Origin of the sequence: Aquirufa rosea, assembly GCF_004118285.1 — a bacterium.
Lineage (GTDB): Bacteria > Bacteroidota > Bacteroidia > Cytophagales > Spirosomataceae > Aquirufa > Aquirufa rosea.
The window spans coordinates 455,968-481,897 of the sequence record NZ_SDHY01000002.1; the positions used below are offsets into that span (position 1 = coordinate 455,968).

The 25,930-nt window shown below is 38.6% G+C and carries 27 protein-coding genes and 5 tRNA genes; 31 read left to right on the forward strand and 1 reads right to left on the reverse strand.

All coding sequences use genetic code 11. The features are described 5' to 3' along the window. Window positions 1–132: 132 nt before the first annotated feature. From ESB04_RS04995 to ESB04_RS05075, 17 genes are all read left to right on the forward strand, one after another. Window positions 133–203, forward strand: a tRNA-Cys gene (locus ESB04_RS04995). 214 nt (window positions 204–417) lie between these two features. Then, the gene (locus tag ESB04_RS05000) at window positions 418–1,620 is read left to right on the forward strand and encodes a c-type cytochrome (RefSeq protein ID WP_129026624.1); all 1,203 of its coding nucleotides are present in this window, start codon (window positions 418–420) and stop codon (window positions 1,618–1,620) included. Window positions 1,621–1,671: 51 nt separating this feature from the next. Further along, entirely contained in the window at window positions 1,672–4,719 is a 3,048-nt protein-coding gene (locus ESB04_RS05005) for a TAT-variant-translocated molybdopterin oxidoreductase (protein ID WP_129026625.1), read from the forward strand. A gap of 33 nt (window positions 4,720–4,752) precedes the next feature. Continuing rightward, window positions 4,753–6,150: an NrfD/PsrC family molybdoenzyme membrane anchor subunit gene (nrfD, locus tag ESB04_RS05010; protein ID WP_129026626.1), complete on the forward strand. Its 1,398-nt coding sequence runs from the start codon at window positions 4,753–4,755 to the stop codon at window positions 6,148–6,150. Between the two features lie 28 nt (window positions 6,151–6,178). Next, window positions 6,179–6,700, forward strand: a complete 522-nt coding sequence (locus ESB04_RS05015) for a DUF3341 domain-containing protein (protein ID WP_129026627.1) — start codon at window positions 6,179–6,181, stop codon at window positions 6,698–6,700. A gap of 38 nt (window positions 6,701–6,738) precedes the next feature. Next, window positions 6,739–7,350 carry a c-type cytochrome gene (locus tag ESB04_RS05020; RefSeq protein ID WP_129026628.1) on the forward strand — a complete coding sequence of 204 codons (612 nt, stop codon included), beginning with the start codon at window positions 6,739–6,741 and terminating at the stop codon, window positions 7,348–7,350. Window positions 7,351–7,382: 32 nt separating this feature from the next. Next, window positions 7,383–8,744 carry a quinol:cytochrome C oxidoreductase gene (locus ESB04_RS05025; protein WP_129026629.1) on the forward strand — a complete coding sequence of 454 codons (1,362 nt, stop codon included), beginning with the start codon at window positions 7,383–7,385 and terminating at the stop codon, window positions 8,742–8,744. A gap of 33 nt (window positions 8,745–8,777) precedes the next feature. Next, window positions 8,778–9,863, forward strand: a complete 1,086-nt coding sequence (locus ESB04_RS05030; protein ID WP_129026630.1) for a cytochrome c oxidase subunit II — start codon at window positions 8,778–8,780, stop codon at window positions 9,861–9,863. Window positions 9,864–9,892: 29 nt separating this feature from the next. Further along, on the forward strand, window positions 9,893–11,797 hold the full coding sequence (locus tag ESB04_RS05035; protein ID WP_129026631.1) for a cytochrome c oxidase subunit I: 1,905 nt from the start codon (window positions 9,893–9,895) through the stop codon (window positions 11,795–11,797). Window positions 11,798–11,868: 71 nt separating this feature from the next. Further along, a complete protein-coding gene (locus ESB04_RS05040) occupies window positions 11,869–12,774 on the forward strand; it encodes a COX15/CtaA family protein (RefSeq protein ID WP_129026632.1) in 906 nt (301 codons plus the stop codon). 1 nt (window position 12,775) lies between these two features. Next, window positions 12,776–13,627 (forward strand): heme o synthase, encoded by an 852-nt coding sequence (gene cyoE / locus ESB04_RS05045; protein ID WP_129026633.1) that lies wholly within the window; start codon window positions 12,776–12,778, stop codon window positions 13,625–13,627. A 1-nt stretch (window position 13,628) separates the two neighbouring features. Next, entirely contained in the window at window positions 13,629–14,207 is a 579-nt protein-coding gene (locus ESB04_RS05050) for a cytochrome c oxidase subunit 3 (RefSeq protein ID WP_129026634.1), read from the forward strand. An 11-nt stretch (window positions 14,208–14,218) separates the two neighbouring features. Further along, the gene (locus ESB04_RS05055) at window positions 14,219–14,986 is read left to right on the forward strand and encodes a cytochrome c oxidase subunit 3 (protein ID WP_129026635.1); all 768 of its coding nucleotides are present in this window, start codon (window positions 14,219–14,221) and stop codon (window positions 14,984–14,986) included. A gap of 19 nt (window positions 14,987–15,005) precedes the next feature. Continuing rightward, entirely contained in the window at window positions 15,006–15,323 is a 318-nt protein-coding gene (locus tag ESB04_RS05060; protein ID WP_129026636.1) for a cytochrome C oxidase subunit IV family protein, read from the forward strand. A 23-nt stretch (window positions 15,324–15,346) separates the two neighbouring features. After that, complete coding sequence (locus tag ESB04_RS05065) at window positions 15,347–16,066, forward strand: SCO family protein (RefSeq protein ID WP_129026637.1); 720 nt, start codon at window positions 15,347–15,349, stop codon at window positions 16,064–16,066. Next, a complete protein-coding gene (locus ESB04_RS05070; protein ID WP_235832175.1) occupies window positions 16,050–16,607 on the forward strand; it encodes a DUF420 domain-containing protein in 558 nt (185 codons plus the stop codon). The genes ESB04_RS05065 and ESB04_RS05070 overlap by 17 nt, the downstream gene beginning before the upstream one ends. After that, window positions 16,600–16,893, forward strand: a complete 294-nt coding sequence (locus ESB04_RS05075; protein ID WP_129026638.1) for a hypothetical protein — start codon at window positions 16,600–16,602, stop codon at window positions 16,891–16,893. The genes ESB04_RS05070 and ESB04_RS05075 overlap by 8 nt, the downstream gene beginning before the upstream one ends. Here the strand turns inward: ESB04_RS05075 and murI are convergent. After that, window positions 16,890–17,699 (reverse strand): glutamate racemase, encoded by an 810-nt coding sequence (gene murI, locus ESB04_RS05080; protein WP_129026639.1) that lies wholly within the window; start codon window positions 17,697–17,699, stop codon window positions 16,890–16,892. The two genes, ESB04_RS05075 and murI, sit on opposite strands and share 4 nt — an antisense overlap. A gap of 105 nt (window positions 17,700–17,804) precedes the next feature. Between murI and ESB04_RS05085 the strand changes: the two genes are divergently transcribed. The 14 genes from ESB04_RS05085 to rplA all read left to right on the forward strand — a co-directional run bounded on the left by ESB04_RS05085 (window position 17,805) and on the right by rplA (window position 25,930). After that, entirely contained in the window at window positions 17,805–18,353 is a 549-nt protein-coding gene (locus ESB04_RS05085) for an RNA polymerase sigma factor (protein ID WP_129026640.1), read from the forward strand. Next, complete coding sequence (locus ESB04_RS05090) at window positions 18,350–19,150, forward strand: hypothetical protein (protein ID WP_129026641.1); 801 nt, start codon at window positions 18,350–18,352, stop codon at window positions 19,148–19,150. The genes ESB04_RS05085 and ESB04_RS05090 overlap by 4 nt, the downstream gene beginning before the upstream one ends. A 4-nt stretch (window positions 19,151–19,154) precedes the next feature. Continuing rightward, window positions 19,155–20,327, forward strand: a complete 1,173-nt coding sequence (locus tag ESB04_RS05095; protein WP_129026642.1) for an outer membrane beta-barrel protein — start codon at window positions 19,155–19,157, stop codon at window positions 20,325–20,327. Window positions 20,328–20,428: 101 nt separating this feature from the next. Further along, window positions 20,429–20,514 (forward strand) — tRNA-Tyr (locus tag ESB04_RS05100). Window positions 20,515–20,557: 43 nt separating this feature from the next. After that, window positions 20,558–20,630 (forward strand) — tRNA-Gly (locus tag ESB04_RS05105). Window positions 20,631–20,715: 85 nt separating this feature from the next. Beyond that, window positions 20,716–20,787 (forward strand) — tRNA-Thr (locus tag ESB04_RS05110). 82 nt (window positions 20,788–20,869) lie between these two features. After that, window positions 20,870–22,057, forward strand: coding sequence for an elongation factor Tu (tuf, locus tag ESB04_RS05115; protein ID WP_129026643.1), 1,188 nt, complete (start codon window positions 20,870–20,872; stop codon window positions 22,055–22,057). Between the two features lie 151 nt (window positions 22,058–22,208). Next, window positions 22,209–22,955: an NIPSNAP family protein gene (locus tag ESB04_RS05120; RefSeq protein WP_129026644.1), complete on the forward strand. Its 747-nt coding sequence runs from the start codon at window positions 22,209–22,211 to the stop codon at window positions 22,953–22,955. A gap of 62 nt (window positions 22,956–23,017) precedes the next feature. After that, window positions 23,018–23,091 (forward strand) — tRNA-Trp (locus ESB04_RS05125). Between the two features lie 35 nt (window positions 23,092–23,126). Further along, window positions 23,127–23,318, forward strand: a complete 192-nt coding sequence (gene secE, locus ESB04_RS05130) for a preprotein translocase subunit SecE (RefSeq protein WP_129026645.1) — start codon at window positions 23,127–23,129, stop codon at window positions 23,316–23,318. Window positions 23,319–23,355: 37 nt separating this feature from the next. Continuing rightward, window positions 23,356–23,952: a transcription termination/antitermination protein NusG gene (nusG, locus tag ESB04_RS05135; RefSeq protein WP_129026646.1), complete on the forward strand. Its 597-nt coding sequence runs from the start codon at window positions 23,356–23,358 to the stop codon at window positions 23,950–23,952. Between the two features lie 118 nt (window positions 23,953–24,070). After that, window positions 24,071–24,538 carry a hypothetical protein gene (locus ESB04_RS05140; protein ID WP_129026647.1) on the forward strand — a complete coding sequence of 156 codons (468 nt, stop codon included), beginning with the start codon at window positions 24,071–24,073 and terminating at the stop codon, window positions 24,536–24,538. 217 nt (window positions 24,539–24,755) lie between these two features. Further along, window positions 24,756–25,193, forward strand: a complete 438-nt coding sequence (gene rplK / locus ESB04_RS05145) for a 50S ribosomal protein L11 (protein ID WP_109321960.1) — start codon at window positions 24,756–24,758, stop codon at window positions 25,191–25,193. 38 nt (window positions 25,194–25,231) lie between these two features. Then, on the forward strand, window positions 25,232–25,930 hold the full coding sequence (gene rplA, locus ESB04_RS05150) for a 50S ribosomal protein L1 (RefSeq protein ID WP_129026648.1): 699 nt from the start codon (window positions 25,232–25,234) through the stop codon (window positions 25,928–25,930).

The following is a 25,930-nucleotide window of genomic DNA, read 5'->3' on the forward strand; positions in this document are numbered from 1 at the left end:
ATTGCCCCAAAGCAATTTACCGACTCGGACAAATGGGCTAAGAAATGTAGTTTTCGGCCCCTTGAAGGCTTAAGATGAAAAAAGACTTGGCATTTAAACAAAAATGCCCTAATTTCGTGTCCCCAAAAAGATGGTTTCGTGGCCGAGTGGCTAGGCAGAGGTCTGCAAAACCTTGTACAGCGGTTCGAATCCGCTCGAAACCTCCCAAAAACCTCCCTGATTGGGAGGTTTTTTTATTTAAAGCTGATTATATCCAATTATTTATTGAAATATTAAAATTTAACAAATTGCTTATTTTGAAAAATTCTAAATAAAAGGGTAAAGCTTAAAAATTCCTGAAATTGAGTGGCAAATAAATTGTTTCCTAAAAATTCGAATTGTAGTTTTGCGGACTGAATAAATAGGAGATTTTCAAACATGAATCGCAACAATTTTACGCTCGTTAAGTTCCTTTTCTCATTTCTGTTTTTGTTTGCATCAACATATGCGACTTTAGCTCAAGACGCTGCAGAGGGAGAAACATTGTTTAAAAATAACTGTGCAGCTTGCCATAGTAGTACAGATGAAGTGCTTGTAGGCCCAGGTTTAAAGGGTATCAGTGAACGTAGACCCATTGAATGGATTGTTAAGTGGGTGCATAATCCTCAAGCAGTCATTGCCTCAGGAGATAAATACGCTAACGACCTTTACAACAAGTTCAATAAGGCTGCTATGACTCCTTATCCGAACTTCTCAGAAGGTCAAATCAAAAGTATTATTGCTTATATAGATGCTTCCAATGCTGCGCCAGCCGCGCCAGCTGCAGGAGCTGCTCCGGCGGGGGCTGCTGCACCAGCGGCTGCTAGCTCAGGTGGAATGATGGAGGTTTTATTAGTAGGCTTGTTAGTTATCATGGTATTTGTATTGATCGCATTATTGTCGATCGTGAATACATTAAGTAAACTAAGCAGCGGAGAAGCTGATTCAGAGGCTCCATTGATGCAACGATTTGCTGAAAATGCTAAAAAATTAGCTGCTAATTCTGCTGTGAAAACGGGTATCATCATTTTTGCTCTTCTATTAGGAGGTAAAGCAACCATTGATGCCGCTTACGGAGTAGGTATCCACCAAGGTTATGCTCCAGAGCAACCTATCAAATTCTCGCACAAACTTCACGCGGGTCAGTATCAAATCAACTGTAACTACTGCCACACAGGCGTATATGAAGGAAAAGGTGCCAACGTTCCTTCGGCTAACATTTGTATGAACTGCCACAACGCTATTAAAAGAGAATCTCCAGAAATTCAGAAGATTTACCAAGCTATCGAAAAAGACGAACCAATTCAATGGGTTCGTGTACACAACCTTCCAGATTTAGCGTATTTCAATCACTCACAACATACCAATGTGGGTAATTTGGAATGTAAAAACTGCCATGGAGAAGTAGAAAAAATGGAAGTAGTTGAGCAACGTTCCACCTTAACTATGGGATGGTGTATCGATTGTCATCGTAATACAGATGTAAACGCAAAAGGAAATGCGTATTATGATAAATTGGTAGAAGTACATAATAAGGATAGCAAGACTCCACTTAAAGTGCAAAACATTGGCGGTTTAGAATGTTCTAAGTGCCACTATTAATAGTATACGCGTTATAAAAGATTCAATTTTAGTCTGAATAAGAAAGATTATATGGAAAATTCGAACAAGAGGTATTGGAAAGGGATTGAGGAGTTAACCAATGAACCATCGTTTGTAAAAAATATCCACAACGAGTTTGGCAATATGCCATCTGAGAACGATTCTAAAGGGGAAGCCCTAGTAGATGGATCGGGAACTCACCGTCGTGATTTTCTAAAAATGTTGGGATTCGGTGTAGCAGCAGTTTCATTAGCTGCTTGCGAGGCTCCAGTCAAGAAAACCATTCCTTACTTGAACAAGCCAGTAGATGTAGAGCCTACGATTGCTAACTGGTATGCTTCAACGTATACAGATGGAGGTGAATATGCTTCCATTTTAGTAAAAACAAGAGAAGGTCGTCCAATCAAAATTGAAGGAAACAAATTATCAGCGGTTTCTAAGGGTGTTCTTTCTGGTAGAGCTCATGCTTCCGTATTGAGTCTTTATGATAACGAAAAATTAAAAGGGCCACAAATTGGTGCAAAAGCAAGCGATTGGGCTCAATTAGATAAAGAGTTTACAGCCAAATTAGCGGCTGTAGCTACCAAAGGAGGACAAATTAGAATAGTTTCCAATACCATTCTTTCTCCAACAACGAAAAAGGTAATTGCTGAATTCACAGCGAAATATCCAACTACTCAACATGTCGTATATGATGCCAACCCAGCTTATGGATTAACACAAGCTCATGGAGGTATACTTCCTAGCATGGATTTCAGCAAAGCAAAAACAATTGTTTCTGTTGGAGCTGACTTCTTAGGTACTTGGGTAGCACCTACGGAGTTCGCAGCACAATGGGCTGAAACTCGTCGTGTAGGATCAGGCAAAGAAGGTAAAAAAGAAATGTCTCGTCATTATCAATTTGAGACGATCTTATCTAACACTGGTGCTAACGCAGACTACCGTGCTACTTATAAGCCATCACAAGAGGGTTTAGTCGTAGTAAGTTTATACAACGCAGTTGCCAAATTAACAGGAGCCGCTGCTTTAGCAGGTGCATCCATTAAAGTAGATCATTTAGATAAAGCAGCGAAAGATTTAGTAGCATCCAAAGGTGCTTCTATTGTAGTAGCTGGATCCAATGATCCTGAAGTTCAAAAAGTAGTGGTAGCTATCAATGCTCTCGTTGGAGCTTATGGTACTACGATTAATACAGGAGTAGCTGTTAATTACCGTCAGGGTAATGATATGTCCATGGCTAACTTCATTAAAGAAGCAGGTGCAGGTAAAATTGGTGCAGTCATTTTCTACAATGCAAACCCAGTTTACAACCACCCAATGGGGGCTGCATTAGCTGCTGCTTTACCGAAAATTGAAGTAAGTTTAGCTACTAACGAAAGAGCTGATGAAACAGCATCTCTATGCCAGTTCATCGCTCCAGATTCACACTATTTAGAGTCATGGAATGATGCTGAACCAAAAGCTGGTTTCTATTCATTAACTCAGCCAACGATTTCTACCATTTTCAAAACCCGTCAAGCTCAATCTAGCTTATTGACCTGGGCAGGATTGAATGGTGATTACGCTACTTATTTAGAGCGTAACTGGGAAGCGAACATCTTGAAAGCAGGTGCCGTACAATGGAAAAATGCTTTACATGATGGAGTATTCCAACCAAACGCTGTCAACGTATCTAGCGGAGTACCTTCGGTAGATGCGAATGCCGCCGCCGCTGCTATCGCAAAAGCTTATACGGCTAATTCAACAGGATTAGAAATTGCCGTTTATGAAAAAGTAGGTTTGGGAACAGGTTCTCAAGCAAATAACCCTTGGTTACAAGAATTCCCAGAGCCAGTTTCTAAAGCATGTTGGGACAATTATGCATCTATTTCACAGCCTACAGCGACTAAATTAAACTTGAAGCAAGGAGATGTAGTCAAAGTAGCTGCTAAAGGATATGAAGTAACTTTACCGGTATTAGTTCAACCAGGTCAAGCACAAGATACCATTGCTATTGCTATTGGTTACGGTAGAACTAAAGCTGGAAAATCAGCGGATGGAGTAGGTGCTAATGCTTATCCATTTATTTCTGAAATCAATGGTGCTTGTGTAGGTACTTGTACTCAAGGAGTTAGTTTAAGCCCAACTGGCGATTCTAAAGAAATAGCTCAAACACAAACTCACCAAACAGTAATGGCTCGTCAGGCGGTTATCCAAGAAACTGTTCTTTCTGAGTTTGTGAAAAATTCACAAGCTGGACGTTTCCACCCAACAGTGGCCACTTCAGAAGGCAAGAAAAACGCTACAGACCTAACCTTATGGAACGGTCACCAATACAATAACCATGCTTGGGGTATGGTGATAGACTTAAATACTTGTACAGGTTGTTCTGCTTGCGTGGTTTCATGTTCTGCAGAAAACAACGTACCAGTAGTAGGTCGCCAGGAAGTAATCAACCGTCGTGAAATGCATTGGATGCGTATCGACCGTTATTACTCATCTGATGCAGAGGTAGAAGACTTAAAAGGCTTAGAAATTGCTTCAGATAATCCAGAAGTAGTATTCCAGCCAATGTTGTGTCAGCACTGTAACAATGCTCCTTGTGAGACTGTTTGTCCAGTATTAGCTACTACGCACTCAACCGAGGGTCTAAACCAAATGACATACAACCGTTGTATCGGTACTCGTTACTGTGCTAACAACTGTCCATACAAAGTTCGTCGTTTCAACTGGTTCCGTTATTTCCAAACTGACGATTTCGATTTCCACTTCAACAATGACTTAGGTCGTATGGTAATTAACCCAGACGTAACCGTTCGTTCACGTGGAGTAATGGAAAAATGTTCTATGTGCGTTCAACGTATTCAAGAAGGAAAATTAGCTGCGAAGAAAGAAAAGAGAAGACCCATTGACGGAGAAATCCAAGTGGCGTGTGCTCAATCTTGTCCAACCAATGCGATTACCTTTGGAGACATGAACGATCCTGCTTCTGAAATTTCTAAATTATTAGCTACAGAAAGAGAAGGAAGAGCTTATGGTGTAATCGAAGAGATTAATGTGAAGCCGAATATCTCTTACTTAGTAAAAGTTCGTAACAAGGACGGTAAAAAAGAAGCATAATTATTCAAATCGTATCAAAAAGTAAATAAAAATATGTCGCACGTTGTATCACCCATAAGAGAGAAACTAGTTACTGGTGGCAAATCTTATTCCGATGTTACCCACGATATTTGCAAGCAGGTAGAAGGTGAACCCACCAAAGAGTGGAAATGGGCCTTCGGTATATCCACACTTGTATTTATTTATGGGGCTTACTGTCTATTTTATACCTGGTGGCAAGGTATTGGTGTTTGGGGATTAAATAAAACAGTTGGTTGGGCATGGGACATTACCAACTTCGTATGGTGGGTTGGTATAGGTCACGCCGGTACGTTGATCTCCGCGGTACTATTATTGTTCCGTCAAAAATGGAGAACATCCATTAACCGCTCGGCAGAGGCTATGACCATCTTCGCTGTACTTTGTGCTGCTTCCTTTATCTTGGCACACATGGGACGTCCTTGGTTAGCTCATTGGGCCTTACCTCTACCTAATGCATTTGGTTCTCTTTGGGTAAACTTCAACTCTCCATTGGTTTGGGACGTATTCGCAATCTCGACATATTTATCTGTTTCTTTATTATTTTGGTACATGGGTTTAGTTCCCGATTTAGCTACCATTCGTGACCGAGCTACTACCAAAGGACGTAAATTTTGGTATGGCCTATTCAGCTTAGGCTGGACTGGTTCTTCTAAAACTTGGGCACGTTATGAGTACATGTCCTTAATTTTAGCAGGTATCTCTACTCCATTGGTACTTTCGGTACACACCATTGTATCCATGGACTTTGCAACTTCTGTGATTCCAGGATGGCATACAACCATTTTCCCTCCATATTTCGTGGCGGGTGCGATCTTCTCTGGTTTTGCCATGGTACAAACCTTGTTATTAATTACCCGTGTGGTATTTAAATTAGAAGATTATATCACAATTGAGCACATCGAAATGATGAACATCGTTATCACGGTAACAGGTTCGGTCGTTGGTATCGCTTATTTAACTGAGTTCTTTATTGCTTGGTACTCAGGAGTTGAATACGAAAGTTATGCTTTCATCAACCGTGCTACTGGTCCTTACTGGTGGGCATATTGGATGATGATGACATGTAACGTAATCTCTCCACAATTATTCTGGTCAAAAGCTATCCGCACAAATTTGATGGTAAGCTTCTTCTTATCTATCGTGGTAAACGTGGGTATGTGGTTTGAGCGTTTCGTAATTATCGTAACATCGTTACACAGAGATTATCTACCATCATCTTGGGCTATGTTCTCTCCTACCATGTATGATATTGGTGATTACATTTTTTCTTTTGGTTTATTCTTTACGCTATTCTTCTTATTTGCTAAGTATTTACCAGTAGTCAATATGGCTGAGGTGAAATCAGTAATGAAAGGAGTATCGAGCAATTTTCCTGAAAAGAAAAAAGCCACGAAAAAAACCGAAGAATAATTTATTAGCAATTCGAAATTAAAACAATATGAGTTCGACAACTAACTACATTTTAGGTGTATACGATGATGAGGATGAGGTTTTACACGCTGTAAGTGAGGTAAAATCGAAAGGAATCAAAATAGAAGATGTATTCACTCCATTTCCCATTCACGGATTAGATCGTGCTGTAGGACATGAGCGTACCCGTTTACCAATCGCTGCCTTTTTATTTGGGGTTTTGGGTTTAACCTGCGCTTTGTCACTAATTAGTTATACCATGGTATTTGATTGGCCGATGATCATTGGTGGTAAAGATTTCTTCGCTCTTCCAAACTGGATTCCAGTTAGCTTTGAAGGAACCGTATTATTCACTGCATTTGGATTGGTAATTACATTTTGTATTTCCAATAACTTATATCCTGGCAACCAACCTGACATATTAGATCTTAGAATCACGGACGATAAATTTGTAATGGCAATCAACGTTGACAAAAACAAAAAAGTAAGTGCCGATGATATCAAGAAAGCCTTGAAAGATTCAGGTGCGATAGAAGTAAATGTTAAATAATTAATCAAGAACAATTGTTCACGAAGAAGCATAACAAGATGTTGAATCCAAGATACCAATTCGTTTTATTTGCGGGTCTAATAGGAGGCTTATTGTCCTCATGTACTGACGACCACAATGATACTGGAACAGAATTTGCTCCCAACATGTATCATTCCGTGGCTTACGAGCCTATGTCACAAACGGAAGGCGATACCAATACTATCAATCCTTATGGAATGAATATGCGTCAACCGGTAGCAGGTACCGTAGCGCGTAATAAATTCACAGGAAGTGATTCATTGAAAAATGAAATCCTTCACCAAGATTTGATTTCAAGAACTATACCAAACGACAGCATTAGTTATTCTGCCGCGGCTTTAAAAAATCCATTGGCCGCTACTCCAGAGAACATTGAAGCAGGTAAGTTACAATATGAAAGATATTGTCAACATTGCCATGGTGAAGGAGGTAAAGGTGATGGCTTAGTGGCTAAGATGTACAAAGGGGTTCCTGTATATTCCAGTGATGCATTGAAAACATTAAACGACGGACATATTTACCACGTAATCACACATGGTAAAGGGAGAATGTGGCCGCATGGTTCACAAATCACTCCGGCTAATCGTTGGAAAATTGTACTTTATGTACATGAATTACAAAAACAATAGTTCAATTATTAAAAATTAAAATACCAGATAAAATGGCGGGACACTCACATTTTTCCCCAGCAAACGTTGAAGAGCACTTTGAATTCACTTCTGAAGGCAAGAAAAGAGTTATTTATGCTTTCATTGCCGGAGTAATAGCTTTAGTGCTTGGAATATATCTTTTATCCAAAGGTGAGGCTGGTGGCCACGAAGTTGCCAACGCAGGGCATGAAGCTGTAAAAGCAGGGCATGAGGCTGCCGGAGAACACCTATCAGGAGGAGCAGTATCCCACCAACCAGCTGCTGAAGATCATTATGATTGGACCAATCGTATTTGGGCCAACGTATGGTTAAATGCTGTATTCTTTACCGGTATCGCTGTCATCGGTATGTTCTTTGTTTCGTTACAGTACCTAACCAAATCTGGATGGTCATCTGTGATGAAGCGTGTACCAGAAGCATTCCCTAAATTCTTATTTATAACTTTACCCATCTTATTATTAGTATTCTTTTTCAAAGGAGATGTTATTTTCCACTGGATGCACCATGGTGTAACAGAAGTAGGAAGTGAAAACTATGATAAGATCATAGCTGGAAAAGCAGGTTACTTAAACAAAACTTTCTTCATTGTTCGCTTAGTAGGATTTTTCGCACTATGGATTGGTCTTTGGACTGTATTGCGTAAAAAATCCTTAGAAGAAGATTTAATCGGAGGAACAGATTTATTTACTCAATTAGTACGTATTTCTACCGCGTTTATTGTAGTATTAGGAGCATCTAGTTCTATGTTTGCTTGGGATTGGGTGATGTCAATCGATACCCACTGGTTCTCCACTATGTTTGGATGGTATATGTTCTCATCTTGGCATGTAACGGGATTAGCGGTGATTACCTTAGCTGTCCTAATTTTAAAAGACAAAGGTTACATGGCGTATGTAAATGAAAACCACTTACATGACTTAGGTAAATTGATGTTTGCCTTTTCTATCTTCTGGTCTTATGTGTGGTTTGAGCAATTCTTATTGATTTACTATGCCAACATGCCAGAAGAAATCATCTATTTCTTAGAGCGTTGGGAAGGACACAATAAAATTTACAAAGCCTCAGAAATTTTAATGGTTTTACTAAACTTCTTGCTACCCTTCTTAGTTCTTATGACGCGTGATGCAAAAAGAACACGTATCTTCTTAAAAATCGCTGCATTTTTCATTATTGTAGGTCACTATATTGACTTCTACCAAATGATTATGCCAGGTGTTTTAGGAAAACATGGAGGTTACGGTTTAGTAGAGTTTGGAATGGTTACAGTATTTGCTTCTGCCTTTATTTACATCATAAGTGATGAATTAACAAAGGCTTCATTAATTGCTAAGAACCACCCATTCTTACCAGAAGCTGTTCACCACGATATTTAATATTTAAAAGCTAGAATCTAATAAACTATACATATGAATTACCTAGTTGGTCTTTTATCCGTTGTATTCTTCATCTTAGCGATTGCCGTAATCAGCAAAAGTTTGAAGCTTAACAAAAACCTTAGTGGAGAAAACGAGTCAGATTCTGCGCTTGATTCACACAATAATACCAATGCTGTTGGATTTTTACTCTTCTGGCTATTTGGAACAATCGCTGGAGTTTGGTCCTTCATTCACGCTCAACCTGACTTTTTACCTGAAGCTGCTTCTGAGCACGGAGTAAGAACCGATTCAATGTTTTGGATTTCGATGGCAATCGTAACATTGGCGTTTTTTATAACCAATAGCTTACTTTTCTTCTTTGCCTTTAGATACCGTAATGACAATAATAGAAAGGCCACTTTCTATCCAGTAAACCATAAATTAGAGATTGTATGGACCATCATCCCGGCTATCGTTATGGCAATCTTGGTATTCACAGGATGGAGAACCTGGAGAGATATTACCTCTCAAGCACCCAGTAACGCGGTAGTGATAGAAGTAACAGGTCACCAGTTTGGATGGTATGTTCGTTATGCTGGAAATGATGACAGTCAATTAGGTAATGTGAATTATAAATTGATTGATGAAACCAATAATTTAGGTTTAGATTTCTCAGATAAAAACACATTTGATGATTTTACAGCGAATGAATTACACTTACCAAAAGGTGTGCCAGTTTTGTTGAAAATCAGAGCGCAAGACGTATTACACTCGGTATACCTTCCTTTCCAACGTGTTAAGATGGATGCGGTGCCAGGTATGCCAACTAAATTCTGGTTTACTCCCACCATCTCGACAGATGAAATGAGAGCTAAACTAGGTAAGAAGGATTTCAACTTTAAATTGAACTGTACCGAAATCTGTGGTCGTGGTCACTTTGGTATGGCTATCACCGTATTTGTTGATGAGCCTGCAGATTTCAAAAAATGGACATCTGAACAAAAACCGTTCTTGACGATGAATCCTGCATACTTGACCAAAGTTCCTGAAAACCTAAAGGCAAAAGCTAGCAAATATATCCCAGCTGAACCCATTGCGACAGATAGTACTGGCACTGAAGCTGTAAGTATCAAATAATTAGAAAGAATAAAGCAAATAAAATACCTATGTCAACAGCCATTTCAACTACTGAAGAAGTACACGCTCATGGACACGATCATGATCATGATCACGAACATGAACATCATGAACTTGGTTTTATCCGTAAGTACATCTTCTCAGAAGATCACAAGACAATTGCCAAACAATATTTAATCTCAGGTATCCTATGGGCATTTATTGGTGGATCCTTATCCATCATCTTCCGCTTACAATTGGGATTCCCAGATATGAGCCTAGAATGGTTAAGACCTATTTTAGGAGAGTGGATTGATGAGTCAGGTAAATTAGACAAAGAATTTTACCTAGCTTTAGTTACCATGCACGGAACCATCATGGTATTCTTTGTATTGACCGCTGGTCTTTCTGGAACATTCTCCAACTTCTTGATCCCATTACAGATTGGAGCTCGAGACATGGCCTCAGGCTTTATCAATATGTTGTCATATTGGTTCTTTGCTCTTTCGTCAGTGATTATGTTCTCATCCTTATTCATTGAAACAGGTCCTGCATCAGGTGGATGGGTAATATATCCTCCATTAAGTGCCTTACCTCAGGCCATGCCAGGTTCTGGTTTAGGTATGACACTGTGGTTGACGAGTATGGCCTTATTCATTGTATCACAATTAATGGGTGGTATTAATTACATTTGTACTATTATCAACTTGAGAACTCGTGGTATGACATTTACCAAAATGCCACTAACCATCTGGTCATTCTTCTTTACAGCGGTACTAGGATTATTATCTTTCCCTGTATTATTATCAGCAGCATTATTGTTGATTTTCGACCGTAGCTTTGGTACTTCTTTTTACTTATCTGAAATTTATATTCAGGGTCAAGCATTACCGAACATGGGTGGTAGCCCAATCTTATACCAGCACTTATTCTGGTTCTTAGGACACCCAGAGGTATACATTGTATTATTACCTGCCTTAGGTATGACTTCTGAGGTAATTGCTACCAACGCACGTAAACCAATCTTCGGTTACCGAGCGATGATTGGATCTATGATGGGTATTACTGTCCTAGCCTTTATCGTATGGGCACACCATATGTTTGTAACAGGTATGAATCCATTCTTAGGGTCCGTATTTATGTTCTTAACCTTAATTATTGCTGTTCCATCGGCTGTAAAAGGATTTAACTACATTACGACACTTTGGAAGGGAAATATCGTATTTACTCCTGCCATGTTATTCTCTATTGGATTAGTTTCATTATTTATTTCAGGTGGAGTAACTGGTATTATCTTAGGTAACTCTGCCTTGGACATCAACTTACATGATACTTATTTCGTAGTAGCTCATTTCCACTTAGTAATGGGTGCTGCATCATTCTTTGGTTTGATGGCAGGTGTGTACCACTGGTTCCCTAAAATGTTTGGTCGTATGATGAATAAGACAGCTGGTTACATTCACTTCTGGTTAACTTTCGTGGGTGTATATGCCGTGTTCTTCCCAATGCATTACACGGGTATTGCAGGTTTCCCAAGACGTTATTATTCATTTACTGCATTAGGAAATGATGGTGAAGCTGCTTTCACTGATTTGAATGCATTTATTTCAGTTGCAGCTATTATCACTTTCTCTGCACAAGCTATTTTCTTCTTTAACTTCTTCTATTCTATTTTCAAAGGAAAGCGTGCAACGCAAAACCCATGGAAATCCAATACCTTAGAATGGACTACACCAATAGTTCCAGGACACGGAAACTGGGAAGGAGAAATACCAGCTGTTTACCGTTGGCCTTATGATTATAGCAAGCCAGGTGCTGAGTCTGATTTTATTCCTCAAACTGTTCCTCATTCAGCTACTCCGGAATCTAATCTTCCAGAAGAGAATGATGAGATTGCAAAAGAAAAGGATATTGAAGGTTTATTAGCTGCTCAAAACGAGAGTTACAACCGATAAAAACCAATAACTTGAAAGATGCATCGAAATGAATCTCATTTGGATGCATCTTTTTTTTTCCATCAACAATCATGACATTCCAAAAATTTGGCTTTGTTACTCTCATCTGCATATACCTGCTCATTTTAGCAGGTGGCATCGTTAGAAGTACTGGGTCAGGGATGGGGTGTCCAGATTGGCCAAAATGCTTTGGTAGATTTATTCCTCCCACCAAAGCTTCCGAATTACCCCTTCATTACGAAATTACTTACAAAGAAAAATTACACGGTGAAGTCATCTTCAATCCTACTAAAACATGGATTGAATACATCAACCGACTCATAGGAGCCTTAACTGGCTTATTCGTATTAATTACCACCATTTTAGCCTTTAAAACGGGTAAGAAAGAATTTATTTTCTCTTTTTTGGCTCTGCTCTTAGTTGTAGGAAATGCCGTATTAGGGAAATATGTCGTTGATTCATTTTTATTACCTGGGGTAGTTACTATGCATATGCTCTTAAGCATTGGTGTACTCTTCCTATTATACAAGGCTTTGCAGGTAAAGCAAAGTCACGTTAAGATAAATGAATCAATCCGAAAACTTATTTTGATCAATACCATACTGTGTATTTTTCAAATTCTTCTGGGCACTCAAGTGAGAGAAGCCATGGATCATGTCATTATCCAATATGGTGAACAAGCCAAATCAGAATGGGTGAGTCATTTAGGCAACATCTACATCATTCACCGTACTTTTTCTTGGGTCATTTTATTGAGCCATCTATACCTTTGGAAGCAAATAAGTAAATCAAAAATAGCTGCTTTAAAAAACTATAGTACCTATTTTTTGGTTTTCATTGGTGTGTCATTATTCACAGGAATATTAATGGCTTACGCTAGCTTACCCTTGGGCAGTCAGGCGATTCATTTGACAATATCACTGATAATCTTGGGATTACACATGAATATGTGGATTAAAACGCAAGCATCAGCATAACATGGCTCAAATAAAACCATACATAGCATTATTAAAGTCCAGATTATCTATCACCGTAGCATTTTCTGGAACATTTGGCTATTTATTGGCTCCTATAGAGCATACTACTTGGCATATCATCATCATATCTTTGGCTGGTTATTTATTGACAGGAGCTGCAAATATCGTTAATCAATTAAAAGAAATTGACTACGACAAGCTGATGAAAAGAACGTCCAAAAGACCATTGCCTACACAAGTCCTACAACCTGATCAAGCAAAATTTTACGGGATAATAATCCTATTACTTTCTCTAGGACTTTTAAGCTATTTGTCTTGGAAAGCCGCCATTATTGGTTTCATATCGTATATCCTGTATGGATTTGTCTATACCCCTTTAAAAAGAGTTGGTCCCATTTCTGTGTTTGTAGGTGCAATACCGGGGGCCTTTCCTCCTATGATTGGTTGGTTAGCAGCGACTAACGAATTTGGATGGGAACCAGGAATTCTATTTGCTATTCAATTTTTCTGGCAATTCCCCCATTTTTGGGCCATAGCCTGGGTAGCGGATAGTGATTATAAAAAAGCAGGATTTAAAATGCTACCCAATGATGGGAAAAAAGACATGAAAACGGCTTTTACCATCATGATATATACCATTTTCTTAGTACCCCTAGGGCTCGTTCCCTATTTGTTGCATATGACGGGAATACAATCAGCCATCATAGCAGTGATAGCCGGTAGTTTATTCCTTTGCCAAACATTTTACCTTATGATGAGACCCACCGACAAAGCAGCTCGATGGATGATGTTTGGATCTTTTTTCTATTTACTTGTAGTACAAATTGCCTTTTTATTTGATAAAATTTCATAAAATGAAAGCAGAAACCAATTCCATAGAAGCCCCAGCTACACGTGCGGTGAATCCTAAAATTTTCACCATGTGGTTATTCATTGTTTCGATCATCATGTTATTTGCGGCCTTCACAAGTGCTTATTTAGTACGTAAAGCAGAAGGTAACTGGGTAGAATTCCAATTACCAAATTTATTTTGGGTAAGTACAGTGGTTCTACTACTTAGTAGTGCCTCCATGCATTTTGCATTATTAGCTGCAAAAAAAGACCAATTTAATGCGTTAAGAATAAGTATTTCTATTACTTTTGTGCTCGGATTATTGTTTTTAATATTACAATATTTCGGATGGGTACAATTGGTCGAAATGAACGTTTATTTCGTAGGTAACCCTTCAGGGTCTTTTGTATATGTTTTATCTGGCCTTCATGGCCTGCACTTAATCTCCGGATTAATTGTATTGATAGTAGCTCTAATAGCTGCATTTCAAATGAAAATCAATGCCAAAGCCCTTACTCAGATTAAAATTTGTTCCACCTATTGGCATTTTTTAGATGCCTTGTGGATCTATTTATTTTTATTTTTAGTGTTTAACAATTAAGCTATTACCTCATGTCAGTTGCACACGCTGCCCCTTCTGTTCCTGAAAATTTGACCTGGACAGGTGGTTCTGAACCTCTAAAAGCTAGTTATGGAAAACTCATGATGTGGTTTTTCTTACTATCAGATACGTTTACATTCTCCGCACTTTTAGTGACCTATGGAATGATTCGTTTCAGCCAACCTGCTTGGGAGGGAAGTCCAAGTGATTTTTATTTTTCAACTACACACTGGCCTATTCCAGAAAAGGTATTTGAAGCTGTACCATTCTTACATGGTGTATCTTTACCTTTGGTATTCGTTGGTATCATGACTTTCATTTTAATTGCATCATCGGTAACCATGGTGTTAGCTGTAGAAGCAGGGCATCGTGGAGATCGTAAAGATGTGGAAAAATGGATGCTTTGGACTATTGTGGGTGGTTTTACGTTCTTAGGCTCTCAAGCTTGGGAGTGGAGTCACTTCATCCACGGACCAGAAGATTTATCATTAGCAGCGAAGCAATTAGTTGATGGAGTTATGACTCCGATTGAAGGAGCGAATTTGGTTCGTAACCCATATGGTCCACCGGCATTTGCTGACTTATTCTTCTTCATCACAGGATTCCATGGTACGCACGTTTTTTCAGGGGTTATCTTAAACATCTTGATTTTCTTCAATGCAGCTACAGGAGTTTATGAGCGCAGAGGTCACTATGAAATGGTTGAAAAAGTAGGTTTATACTGGCACTTTGTAGACTTAGTTTGGGTATTCGTATTTACCTTCTTTTATCTTGTTTAATCAAAAAATCATTTAATATATGGCTTCGCACGTTACTGCACACGAAACCTCAGAAAAAGAAATTCCTGCTCCACAAACTGGTGCTATCTGGAAAACTTTTTGGATACTTTTAATTTTAACGGCAATAGAATTCGTTATTGCATTTACATTACCTGCTAACACGCTACGTGTGGCTATTTTCTCAGGAATGACCATTGTGAAAGCATTCTATATTGTAGGAGAATTTATGCACTTAAAGCATGAAGTGAAAACGCTTATTTGGGCAATTTTAATCCCAACCGTATTTGTAATGTGGCTTTTAGTAGCGTTGATCTACGAAGGCGGGCATTTATATTAATTGAATTCAATTCTTATTGGCGCATGACTAAGAAGACAGGCATTTTATTAACCGTTTTAATAGTGCCTGTCTTATTATATTTAGGCCTAAATCAATTTGGGAACAATCATTTTCAGTTGCCTCGCTACATTCCGGTAATCGACTCAACCACGGGTGAGGTGAAAATGGCTAAAAGAAAAAATCCTCGGTGGAACGAAACTGAGATGGATACAGTGTTCTTTCAGATTCCTGCATTCCAATTAATTGATCAAAAGGGATCCGTATTTTCTTCCAAAACACTTGATAATCAAATTTACGTAGCGAGCTTTTTCTTCACTCGCTGTTCAACCATCTGCCCAAAAATCACCAGTCAGGTAAGCAGACTACAAGATACTTTTAGTCAAGACGATGATGTGAAACTGCTTTCTATTTCCGTGGACCCTAAATTTGACACTCCAGAAAAATTAGCGATTTATGCACAAAGATTTGATGCAAAGGCCGACAAATGGTATTTTCTAACAGGCGATAAAAAAACCATATACCCTTTGGCATTAAAAGGATTCCATGTGCCTTTAGCTGATGCGTCTGAATATGACGAGGCCATCAAAAATCCGGATGAAACATTTATACACTCTGAGCGGTTAATACTCGTAGATAAAGAAAGGCACATCAGAGGATTCTACAACGGAACAGACAAAAAAGACGTAGATAGACTCATGATGGAGATAAAAGTATTAAAACGCATTTATGAAAGTGAAAAATAATATGCCAACTTACAAGATTGAAAACACCGCTAAGAATAATCAAATTGTCAATATTTTGTCTTTAGCTATCCCAGTAGCAGTGGCACTTTTAAATGCTATTCAGACTAAAATAGATTTAGGTACATGGACAAAAGTCTTACCTCACGTCAATGGAGTATTGAATGCCACCTGTTCCATCATTTTAATACTGGGACTCATCGCCATCAAAAATAAGAATATCGAATTGCATCGTAAATTAATGGGGGTTGCATTTGTTTTAGGTAGTCTATTTTTAGTTTCCTATGTGACATATCATATTTCCAACGAACCTACCAAATTTGGAGGCAGTGGTTGGTTGCGCCCTACCTATTACATACTTTTATTCTCCCATATTTTATTATCGATTGGAGTTGTTCGTTTGGTGTTAAAAGCCATCTTTTATGCCATGACTGATCAAATAGGTGCCCACAAAAAATTAGTTAAGTGGACATTCCCTATTTGGTTATACGTTAGCATTTCTGGTGTGTTAGTATATATCTTAATCGCTCCGTATTATGTCTAAGAAATATATATCCATCTTACTAATCTTATTCTTATTGCTTTTCCAATTTGAAGGCATTGCCCAATGTGCCATGTGCAGGACTACGGTAGAAAGCTCCATTTCCAATGGTCGCTCAAATATTGCTACTGGATTAAATACGGGTATATTATACTTACTATGTGCCCCATACTTATTGGTAGGAGCAGTGGCATTTTTATGGTTTCGTCAGAGTAAAAAAGAGCAAGAAGAGCGATTATTCAAGTTAAGAATTCGTCAGAAAGTCAGTCAAATTTTAGGCCAAAGCTAATCCCAAATTGGGTATTGGATCAGCTTTATTGCCTCCCCAAAAAAGATTTGAGTTGATTTCTCAAAAGAATCCGTATAATCAGAAACATAAAATTGTCTGGAACCCACCTGGCCTTTCTGAATGGCTAAATCATTTTTAGTCAAAATTGTTTGAATTTCATTAGCCACAATTTGGGAAGTATCAATAACAGGAATAGAACCTTGATAAAATTGATCAATTTGCGACTTAATCAGTGGATAGTGTGTACATGCTAAAATAAGTCCATCGATATTTTTCAACACATCCTGTTCTAAATATTCCCTGATAATTTGTTCTGAAATAGTATTATTGAAAAAGCCCTCTTCGATCATAGGTGCCAATAAAGGTGTTGCCAAGGATTTAACATCAATATTTTTTCCAAGTGCCAAGGCTTTTTTAGCATAAATTCCTGAGTTGACAGTTTGCTTGGTTCCGATCAATCCTAAAGTCTTTCCCGCCCATTGTTGATCTAAATACTGAATAACTGGATCGATCACATTGACAACCACCGCCTTAGTTCCCACATAGGCTTTGACTAAATCATAGGCTGCAGCAGAAGCTGAATTGCAAGCAATTAAAATCAACTTACAATTCTTATCCAGTAAAAAGTTACAAATCTTTACGGAATAAGCTTGAATGGCTGTAGCGGATTTATCGCCATAAGGTAGGTGAGCCGTGTCACCAAAGTAAATGATGGGTTCTTGAGGAATTAACTCAGTGATGGCATGGGCAAGAGTAAGACCCCCAATTCCACTATCAAAAATCCCAATGGGCGCAGAGTTTGGCATATAATGTAAATCTGCGTAAAGAAAGGAATTTTGAAAATCTTTTCAAACCCATGCAACCATTTATGTTTAATGTTCATCTTTACGTTCAAATAAGTTCTATAATCATTGAATAAAAATTTACTACCCTTTCATAACGAAGAAGAGCTGATTGAAGCTTGTCAAAAACAAGACCGAAGAGCTCAGCATATAGTCTACCAAATTAATGCCGGTAAGATGATGGCTGTTTGCAAGCGTTATTTAGGAGTAGGGCCAGATGCAGAAGACGCATTGATGGAGGGTTTTATGAAGGTTTTTGGTAAAATTGACAACTTTCAGGGTCAAGGAAGTTTTGAAGGTTGGATTCGAAAAATCATGGTCAATGAGTCCTTGATGAAGCTTCGAAAATCAGCCAACCGATTTGACCAGGATATAGATGAAACCTACGATTTAGGTCACCCAGAAGACGCTTTCATGCATTTGGGGGTGGAAGATATCCAAAATTTGATCTTGGAACTGCCACCGGGTTATCGAACCATATTTAATTTATATGCCATTGAAGGCTATTCTCATGTTGAAATAGCTGACATGTTACAGATATCAGAAGGAACTTCCAAATCTCAGCTCTCAAGGGCTAGACAAATATTACAAAATAAATTAAAGGAATTACAAGCATGAAAAAATCATCCATTGACAATTGGAATTCCATAGAAAAAAAATGGCAGGAGAAGCTGACCTCGCATGAGGAAGAAGTACCTGCTGCCATTTGGGATCAGATTGAAAAAAAGCTTGACGAGAAAAAAGGAAGGGCAATTCCATTTATCATTAATCGGAAACAATGGTCATGGGCTGCCATATTATTGATATCATTTGGACTTGGTTGGTGGCAACTTTCCAATACAGATGCGCTGATTGATCATTCCAACATAGCAAATCAAATCAGTACCCAAGCACCAAAGTCAGGTGTTGAGTCTACCCTTCCAGAGCAAGCAGAAGTGGTCGGTTTAGGGGAAACAAGTGAATCATACGATTCAGCACCCAAGGTGGCTAGAGTATCCCATCACTCATCTTCTAAGGAAAGCCAGGATTCTCCTGCACCTGTGGCATCCAATATGCCGGTCATTATAGAAAGTAATACACCTAACAATCCTGTTATTTTAGCCGATAACCGGACTATTGAAAAAGAAAAACCTGCCTCCTTGGTGAAGGAAGAAAGCATAGAAATGCTAATAGACATTCAACCAAGTCAAGCGAGTAACTCGGAAAAAGAAAATAGCTATGTTCCGGAGCCTAGCAAAAAAAGACATTCCTTATTTGCTCGTGTAGTCAAGCAGTTAAAGCATGCGATTGACGGAGATCCTGTTGATTGGCAAACTTTAAAGCAGGGAGACCCCAAACTAGAAAACAGTATTCACCAGGTGGCGAATACGTATATCAAAACCGAACAAGTTGTACAAAGAACATTTCAATTTTAAGCAAATGAAAAATTTATTCATCATAGGTTTCATCCTAATAAGTACAGGCATCATGGCCCGTCCCAATCAAGATTCATTATTATTAAAAATAGACAGGCGTAATCAAGAGATAATTGGCAATCCAAGCAATTCGAAAAAATCCTTGAAGGAAGAATTGCAAGCCATTTTTGCCAAAAACGGAATCGTATTAGAAGACAGTCTTTGGCAAAGTATTCGTAAAGCAGTACAAGCAGACACAGAAAAGGATACCGCCATTTTAGTGACAGTTGGAGGTAAAAATGTCAACATTCGATTGAATCAGTCGAGCTTCAGCGAGACTAAAGGACAAGCAAATACAAAATCCATTTATTCCAGCTCACCTACCAACAAGCAAGTGAATGTAGGTCTAAACGGGGTACATGTCAAAGAAGGGAATGAAGAGGTACATGTGGGTTGGAATGGAGTACAAGTAAAAGAAGGAGATGAAGTCACACGAGTAATTTGGGGCAAAGACACGACCAAAATTCAAGCAAAAGATCGAAATTTCTATCAAAGAAAAGGCTTAAATCTATATCTAGGTTTAAATGGGGCATCTGCCAATTTACCGGAGGTAAGTATTGCACAATTCCCCGCCCCACTCCTTTCTACCGACTTTACATTAAAACCAACTGGCTCCAGGTTCGTAGGAATTGAGGTCGCAAGGTCCATCCGATTAGGATCTGGAAATAAATCGCGATTCAATTTGGGATACGGTTTACAATTCGATTGGTACAATTTCATGTTTGACCACAATAGGATTGTTCAAAAAGGTCAAAATGGGGTAATTTTTCAACCAATTATTGATTCCAATGGAGGCGAAACAGTCTTATCAAAGAACAAAATGACAGTTAGCTATTTGACCTTACCAATTATGCCTCACTGGACTTATTCAAAAGAATCAGCCGTACAAATGTTTGGAATAGGAGGTTATGTGTCATATCGAATAGATAGCTATACCAAGGCTATTGAAGACAAGTCCGGTAATTTACATAAAACCACATCCAACCTATTCATAAATCAAATTAGATATGGAGTTCGTGCAGAGTTTGCCTTGAAACATTTCCCTGACTTATTCTTCTCCTATGATTTAAGTCCACTATTTGAGATAGGAAAAGGCCCCGAGGTACAAGCATTTAGCTTTGGTTTGCGATTATTATAAAATTAATTTGCAAATTTTTGAGCAAGGTGTTTGTGGATACCAAAATTTGAGCTACTTTTGCGAACTATTTCAGTAAAACGTTTGACTGAAACAAGAAAGAGGGGGATATACCAGAGTGGCCAAATGGGGCAGACTGTAAATCTGCTGGCGTACGCCTTCGGTGGTTCGAATCCATCTGTCCCCACCATTCGCACATAGAGAAGTACCAAATTTCTGTGTTAGAATTAACAGCGGGAGTAGCTCATTTGGTAGAGCGATAGCCTTCCAAGCTATAGGTGGCGGGTTCGAGCCCCGTCTCCCGCTCAATAAAAATCGTTCTGTGAGAAAACTCATAGGCGATTTTTATATTGGTAGGGCCCAAAGACCTACTATGGGCTCAAGAGTAAAGGCCTTTGTAGCTCAGTGGTAGAGCACTTCCTTGGTAAGGAAGAGGTCGGCAGTTCAATCCTGCTCAAAGGCTCAACACACCAAAACTGTTCGCAAGACCAGTAGAATTAGCACATTTTGAAACTTTTTATAACTAAATTAAGAACTAAATAATCATGGCAAAAGAGAATTTTGACCGAAGTAAACCCCACGTAAACATTGGTACTATTGGCCACGTTGACCACGGTAAAACTACCTTGACTGCTGCTATCACAAAAGTTCTTTCTGAAAAAGGTCTAGCTGAGAAGAAAGATTTCTCTTCCATTGACTCTGCTCCAGAAGAGAAAGAGCGTGGTATCACGATCAACACTGCTCACGTTGAGTATTCAACAGCTAACCGTCACTATGCTCACGTTGACTGTCCAGGTCACGCTGACTACGTGAAAAACATGGTTACTGGTGCTGCCCAAATGGACGGCGCTATCTTAGTAGTTGCGGCTACTGACGGACCAATGCCACAAACTCGTGAGCACATCCTTTTGGCTCGCCAAGTAGGTGTACCTCAATTGGTTGTATTCATGAACAAAGTGGATATGGTGGATGATCCAGAATTATTAGAATTAGTAGAGATGGAGATTCGCGAGCTTCTTTCATTCTATGAATTTGATGGCGATAACATTCCTGTAATTCAAGGTTCTGCTTTGGGTGGTTTAAATGGAGATGCTAAGTGGGTTGCTACTATCGAAGCTTTAATGGATGCAGTTGATAGCTGGATTCCACTTCCTAAGCGTGATGTAGATAAGCCATTCTTGATGCCAGTTGAAGACGTATTCTCGATCACGGGTCGTGGTACTGTAGCAACAGGTCGTATCGAGACAGGTGTTATCAACTCAGGTGAAGCGGTAGATATCTTAGGTATGGGAGCTGAAAACTTAAAATCAGTAGTAACTGGTGTTGAGATGTTCCGTAAGATCTTAGATCGTGGTGAAGCTGGTGATAACGTAGGTTTATTATTACGTGGTATTGAGAAAACTGATATCCGTCGTGGTATGGTTATCTGTAAGCCAGGTTCTGTTAAGCCTCACACTAAATTTAAAGCTGAGGTTTATATCTTGTCAAAAGAGGAAGGTGGTCGTCACACTCCATTCTTTAACAAATACCGTCCGCAGTTCTATTTCCGTACAACAGACGTAACAGGAGAAATCATGTTGCCTGCAGGAGTGGAGATGTGTATGCCAGGTGATAACTTGACTATCGAGGTTACTTTATTGAACCCAGTAGCTATGGATAAAGGTCTTCGTTTCGCGATTCGTGAAGGAGGTCGTACAGTAGGTGCTGGTCAGGTAACTGAAATCTTAGACTAATATTTTCTTAGATATAGAGAAAGAGCGGTTCATCCCGCTCTTTTTTTTTGCCTAAAATTTCTAATAGATTTGACAACTTTTTAAAAGTTGTCAAATTTTAATAAATCCGAATCATGATTGGAAACGATTGAAACTTGAAATAAATTTTACTATGAAAAAGATTATTACATTATTATCACTTATCTTATTCAGTCATCTAGCTTTCAGCCAAGAATATTATGAGATAAGAACCTACCAAATGAAGTTCAGAGGCAATGTAAGTGCAGTGGAAAAATACTTGTCCAATGCCTTAATTCCAGCACTAAACAGGTATGGCGTATCTAAAGTGGGAGTATTCAAAGATTTGGGAAAGCCTGAGCCAGCTATTTTGGTGGTAAGTATCCCATTTGCATCACTTGAATCTTATGCTGGCTATAAAGCAGCTTTAGAAAAAGATGAGGTCTATTTACAAGCAAGTAAATCCTATTTCGACATGGTTGGCTTGGACAAACCATTGTTTGAAAAAATTTCTACTTATTTAGCTAAAGGATTTAAGGGACACCCTGCTTTTACCTTACCCATTAAAAATGAAGGACGGATTTATGAGTGGAGAACGTATGAATCGTATAATGAAGATGCATTGCGCAGAAAAATTGCCATGTTTGATGATTCTGAACTTCAAGTATTTGAAAATGTAGGCCTACACCGTGTATTTTTCGGTGAGGTTTTAGCGGGAGAAAATACTCCTTGTTTAACTTACATGGTTAGCTTCGAAAATATGGCAGAACGTGATAAAAATTGGGCGAAATTTTCTGCCGATCCTGAATGGAAGCGCATTTCCAATGACCCAAAATATGCTAATAGTCACTCTAGAACGGTACGTCGTTTCTTGGAACCTACTGCATATTCACAATGGTAATTGCTTTTAATTAATTAGAGGTTTGCGAATTAGGAAAATTTGCCTAATTTTGCAGTCCTCCTACGGGCATAGTATAATGGTAGTATGCAGGTCTCCAAAACCTTTGGTCAGGGTTCGAATCCTTGTGCCCGTGCCATGTAATAAATTTAAAGCCGATAAATCGGTGAAAATATGAGCAGTTTTACTTCATTAATTAAGGAATCTTGGGTAGAAGTAACGGAACACGTTACTTGGCCTAAATTTTCTGAACTACAATCAAGTTCTATTTTGGTTTTAGTAGCTTCTCTAATCTTTGCCTTGTTGGTAGGATTAGTTGATTTGGCATTCAAATCTGGGTTGGACTTATTTTACAGTTCATTTTAATTGGGCTTAAGCCAATCTTAAACACGAGATAATAGCCATGGCAGATACTAAATGGTACGTTTTGAGAGCTATCTCAGGGCAAGAAAAGAAAGTAAAATCATATATGGAGAACGAAATCGCTCGTCAAGGCGTAGCTGATGCTGTTCCACAAATATTGATTCCTACTGAAAAAATTTATGAAATTAGAAAAGGAAAGAAGGTCATTCGTGAGAAAAACCTGTTTCCCGGATATATCATGATTGAGGCAGATTTGGCAGGAGAGGTAAGTCATATTTTAACTTCTACCCCAGGTGTTATTGGTTTTCTTCAAACCATGAATGAGGAGGTAGAAGAAACTAAAATTGAGGGAGGAAAGACAAAGAAAGTTAAAGTGGTAGTGAAGAAGCCTATGCCTTTGAGTCAATCTGAGGTTAACCGTATTTTAGGTAAAGTAGATGAATCGGCTGCTGTTGAAGATTTTGCAGCTGTATCCTTTATTAAAGGAGAGACGGTACGAGTGATCGATGGTCCTTTCGCAACCTTTGAGGGAACTGTTGAAGAGATTCATGAGAATAGCAAGAAATTGTCTGTAATGGTTAAAATCTTTGGAAGAAACACACCATTGGAATTGAATTATTCTCAAGTAGAAAAATAAAAATTCCCAATAGCCTTTAAAAGACCCTAGCCATTTTGGTTAGGGTTTTTTATTTTATTCCTATTTGCTATACTTGCATGAATAATCAGATGTCATCATCTGCCAACCCACTAATAACATGTCCGAAATCACAATTACCACCAATGGTTCTCTCCTACGGTCACGAGTAATTGCCATTAAAAACGCTCGAACTAGAAAATTTCTTTCTAAAAACTTAGAAAAACAAGATACATTTACACTCCCTCCTGGAAATCATATCATTGAAATAGTCTTTCGCTTTAATATTTTTCAATATCCACCCTCTCGATTTTCTATTGATGTGCCTGAAGGCAAACATGTATATTTTGACCTGAAAGAAAAAGACATAGCGCAATATACATTCCCATTTTTGACAATGTGTATACAAATGTGTTGTTGGACAGGCTATTTTACAATCATCAGCAATGACAAATATCCCCTTTATTTTGCTTCACTAATCTATATATGCCAATCATCCTATTATGTAATTCGCATGTGGATGATCACGAAGCCTTTATCTCGACTGAGCAATGGATACCTAGAATTATATCATAGCTGGGAATATTAATTTCAATTATTGTCAAATAGCTTTGGTTTATCAAATAAATCTCCTAATTTTGCAGTCCGTTTAAAAAGCGGTATTCTATTCATTTGATAATCAAATGGATGAATAGATTGGAAGGTTTGTTACGCTGGAAGATCAAAACGAGGGGAATCAGATAAGGAAGCTTCCACCCTTATTAGCAGATAAACCTCATTATTTCACTTAAAAACGATGTTTTAATATGGCAAAAGAAATAGCTGGTTACGTTAAGCTTCAATGCAAAGGTGGCCAAGCCAATCCTTCACCGCCCATCGGTCCTGCATTAGGTTCCAAAGGATTAAATATCATGGAGTTCTGTAAGCAATTCAATGCTAGAACACAAGATAAAAACGGCGTAGTATTGCCGGTCCTAATTACTTATTACGCAGATAAATCGTTTGATTTCGTTGTAAAAACCCCTCCTGCACCCATTTTGTTATTGGAAGCAGCTAAGGTAAAATCAGGTTCGGCTCAACCAAACTTGAAAAAAGTGGGATCTGTTTCTTGGGATCAAGTGCGAGTTATCGCTGAAACTAAGATGCCAGATTTAAACTGTTTTACAATTGAAGCAGCAATGAGTATGATTGCTGGAACGGCCCGATCTATGGGTATTACTGTTTCTGGAGAGAAACCGTTCTGATTGTAATAGTCAGAATTTAACATTTTAATAAAAAGGTAATGGCAAAACTTACGAAGAAAAAAAAGGAAGCCCTTTCTAAATATGACGCGACGTTAGAGTATTCTCTAAACAAAGCAGCTGAAATTTTGAAAGAAATTTCTTATACAAAATTCGACGCCTCGGTGGACATTGATGTTCGCTTAGGAGTAGATCCCCGCAAAGCCGACCAAATGGTTCGTGGTGTGGTTGCCCTACCTCATGGAACAGGAAAAGACGTACGTGTTCTCGTATTGTGTACTCCTGATAAAGTAGAGGAAGCAAAAGCAGCCGGTGCTGATCATGTAGGATTAGATGATTATATTTCAAAAATCGAAGGAGGTTGGACCGATATCGATGTAATCATCACCATGCCTACTGTAATGGCCAAATTAGGTCGCTTGGGTCGTGTGTTAGGTCCACGTGGACTGATGCCTAATCCAAAGTCTGGTACAGTTACTTTGGAAGTAGGAAAAGCAGTAAATGAAGTAAAAGCTGGTAAAATCGACTTTAAAGTTGATAAAACTGGTATCATCCACACCTCCATTGGTAAGGTGTCATTTGATGCGAAGAAAATTGCTGAAAATGCGCAAGAAGTGATCAATACCTTGATCAAATTAAAGCCATCTTCTGCAAAAGGTACGTATGTTAAATCGATCAATATATCTTCTACTATGTCCCCGGGCATTGTTATTGATAAGGCGACAGTAACTGGATTGTAA

What these genes read in the sequence shown, in the direction of transcription:
- ESB04_RS05000 (WP_129026624.1), top strand. Translation starts at nt 418, where the DNA reads ATGAATCGCAACAATTTTACGCTCGTTAAGTTCCTTTTCTCATTTCTG.
- ESB04_RS05005 (WP_129026625.1), top strand. Translation starts at nt 1,672, where the DNA reads ATGGAAAATTCGAACAAGAGGTATTGGAAAGGGATTGAGGAGTTAACC.
- nrfD (WP_129026626.1), top strand. Translation starts at nt 4,753, where the DNA reads ATGTCGCACGTTGTATCACCCATAAGAGAGAAACTAGTTACTGGTGGC.
- ESB04_RS05015 (WP_129026627.1), top strand. Translation starts at nt 6,179, where the DNA reads ATGAGTTCGACAACTAACTACATTTTAGGTGTATACGATGATGAGGAT.
- ESB04_RS05020 (WP_129026628.1), top strand. Translation starts at nt 6,739, where the DNA reads ATGTTGAATCCAAGATACCAATTCGTTTTATTTGCGGGTCTAATAGGA.
- ESB04_RS05025 (WP_129026629.1), top strand. Translation starts at nt 7,383, where the DNA reads ATGGCGGGACACTCACATTTTTCCCCAGCAAACGTTGAAGAGCACTTT.
- ESB04_RS05030 (WP_129026630.1), top strand. Translation starts at nt 8,778, where the DNA reads ATGAATTACCTAGTTGGTCTTTTATCCGTTGTATTCTTCATCTTAGCG.
- ESB04_RS05035 (WP_129026631.1), top strand. Translation starts at nt 9,893, where the DNA reads ATGTCAACAGCCATTTCAACTACTGAAGAAGTACACGCTCATGGACAC.
- ESB04_RS05040 (WP_129026632.1), top strand. Translation starts at nt 11,869, where the DNA reads ATGACATTCCAAAAATTTGGCTTTGTTACTCTCATCTGCATATACCTG.
- cyoE (WP_129026633.1), top strand. Translation starts at nt 12,776, where the DNA reads ATGGCTCAAATAAAACCATACATAGCATTATTAAAGTCCAGATTATCT.
- ESB04_RS05050 (WP_129026634.1), top strand. Translation starts at nt 13,629, where the DNA reads ATGAAAGCAGAAACCAATTCCATAGAAGCCCCAGCTACACGTGCGGTG.
- ESB04_RS05055 (WP_129026635.1), top strand. Translation starts at nt 14,219, where the DNA reads ATGTCAGTTGCACACGCTGCCCCTTCTGTTCCTGAAAATTTGACCTGG.
- ESB04_RS05060 (WP_129026636.1), top strand. Translation starts at nt 15,006, where the DNA reads ATGGCTTCGCACGTTACTGCACACGAAACCTCAGAAAAAGAAATTCCT.
- ESB04_RS05065 (WP_129026637.1), top strand. Translation starts at nt 15,347, where the DNA reads ATGACTAAGAAGACAGGCATTTTATTAACCGTTTTAATAGTGCCTGTC.
- ESB04_RS05070 (WP_235832175.1), top strand. Translation starts at nt 16,050, where the DNA reads ATGAAAGTGAAAAATAATATGCCAACTTACAAGATTGAAAACACCGCT.
- ESB04_RS05075 (WP_129026638.1), top strand. Translation starts at nt 16,600, where the DNA reads ATGTCTAAGAAATATATATCCATCTTACTAATCTTATTCTTATTGCTT.
- murI (WP_129026639.1), bottom strand. Translation starts at nt 17,699, where the DNA reads ATGCCAAACTCTGCGCCCATTGGGATTTTTGATAGTGGAATTGGGGGT.
- ESB04_RS05090 (WP_129026641.1), top strand. Translation starts at nt 18,350, where the DNA reads ATGAAAAAATCATCCATTGACAATTGGAATTCCATAGAAAAAAAATGG.
- ESB04_RS05095 (WP_129026642.1), top strand. Translation starts at nt 19,155, where the DNA reads ATGAAAAATTTATTCATCATAGGTTTCATCCTAATAAGTACAGGCATC.
- tuf (WP_129026643.1), top strand. Translation starts at nt 20,870, where the DNA reads ATGGCAAAAGAGAATTTTGACCGAAGTAAACCCCACGTAAACATTGGT.
- ESB04_RS05120 (WP_129026644.1), top strand. Translation starts at nt 22,209, where the DNA reads ATGAAAAAGATTATTACATTATTATCACTTATCTTATTCAGTCATCTA.
- secE (WP_129026645.1), top strand. Translation starts at nt 23,127, where the DNA reads ATGAGCAGTTTTACTTCATTAATTAAGGAATCTTGGGTAGAAGTAACG.
- nusG (WP_129026646.1), top strand. Translation starts at nt 23,356, where the DNA reads ATGGCAGATACTAAATGGTACGTTTTGAGAGCTATCTCAGGGCAAGAA.
- ESB04_RS05140 (WP_129026647.1), top strand. Translation starts at nt 24,071, where the DNA reads ATGTCCGAAATCACAATTACCACCAATGGTTCTCTCCTACGGTCACGA.
- rplK (WP_109321960.1), top strand. Translation starts at nt 24,756, where the DNA reads ATGGCAAAAGAAATAGCTGGTTACGTTAAGCTTCAATGCAAAGGTGGC.
- rplA (WP_129026648.1), top strand. Translation starts at nt 25,232, where the DNA reads ATGGCAAAACTTACGAAGAAAAAAAAGGAAGCCCTTTCTAAATATGAC.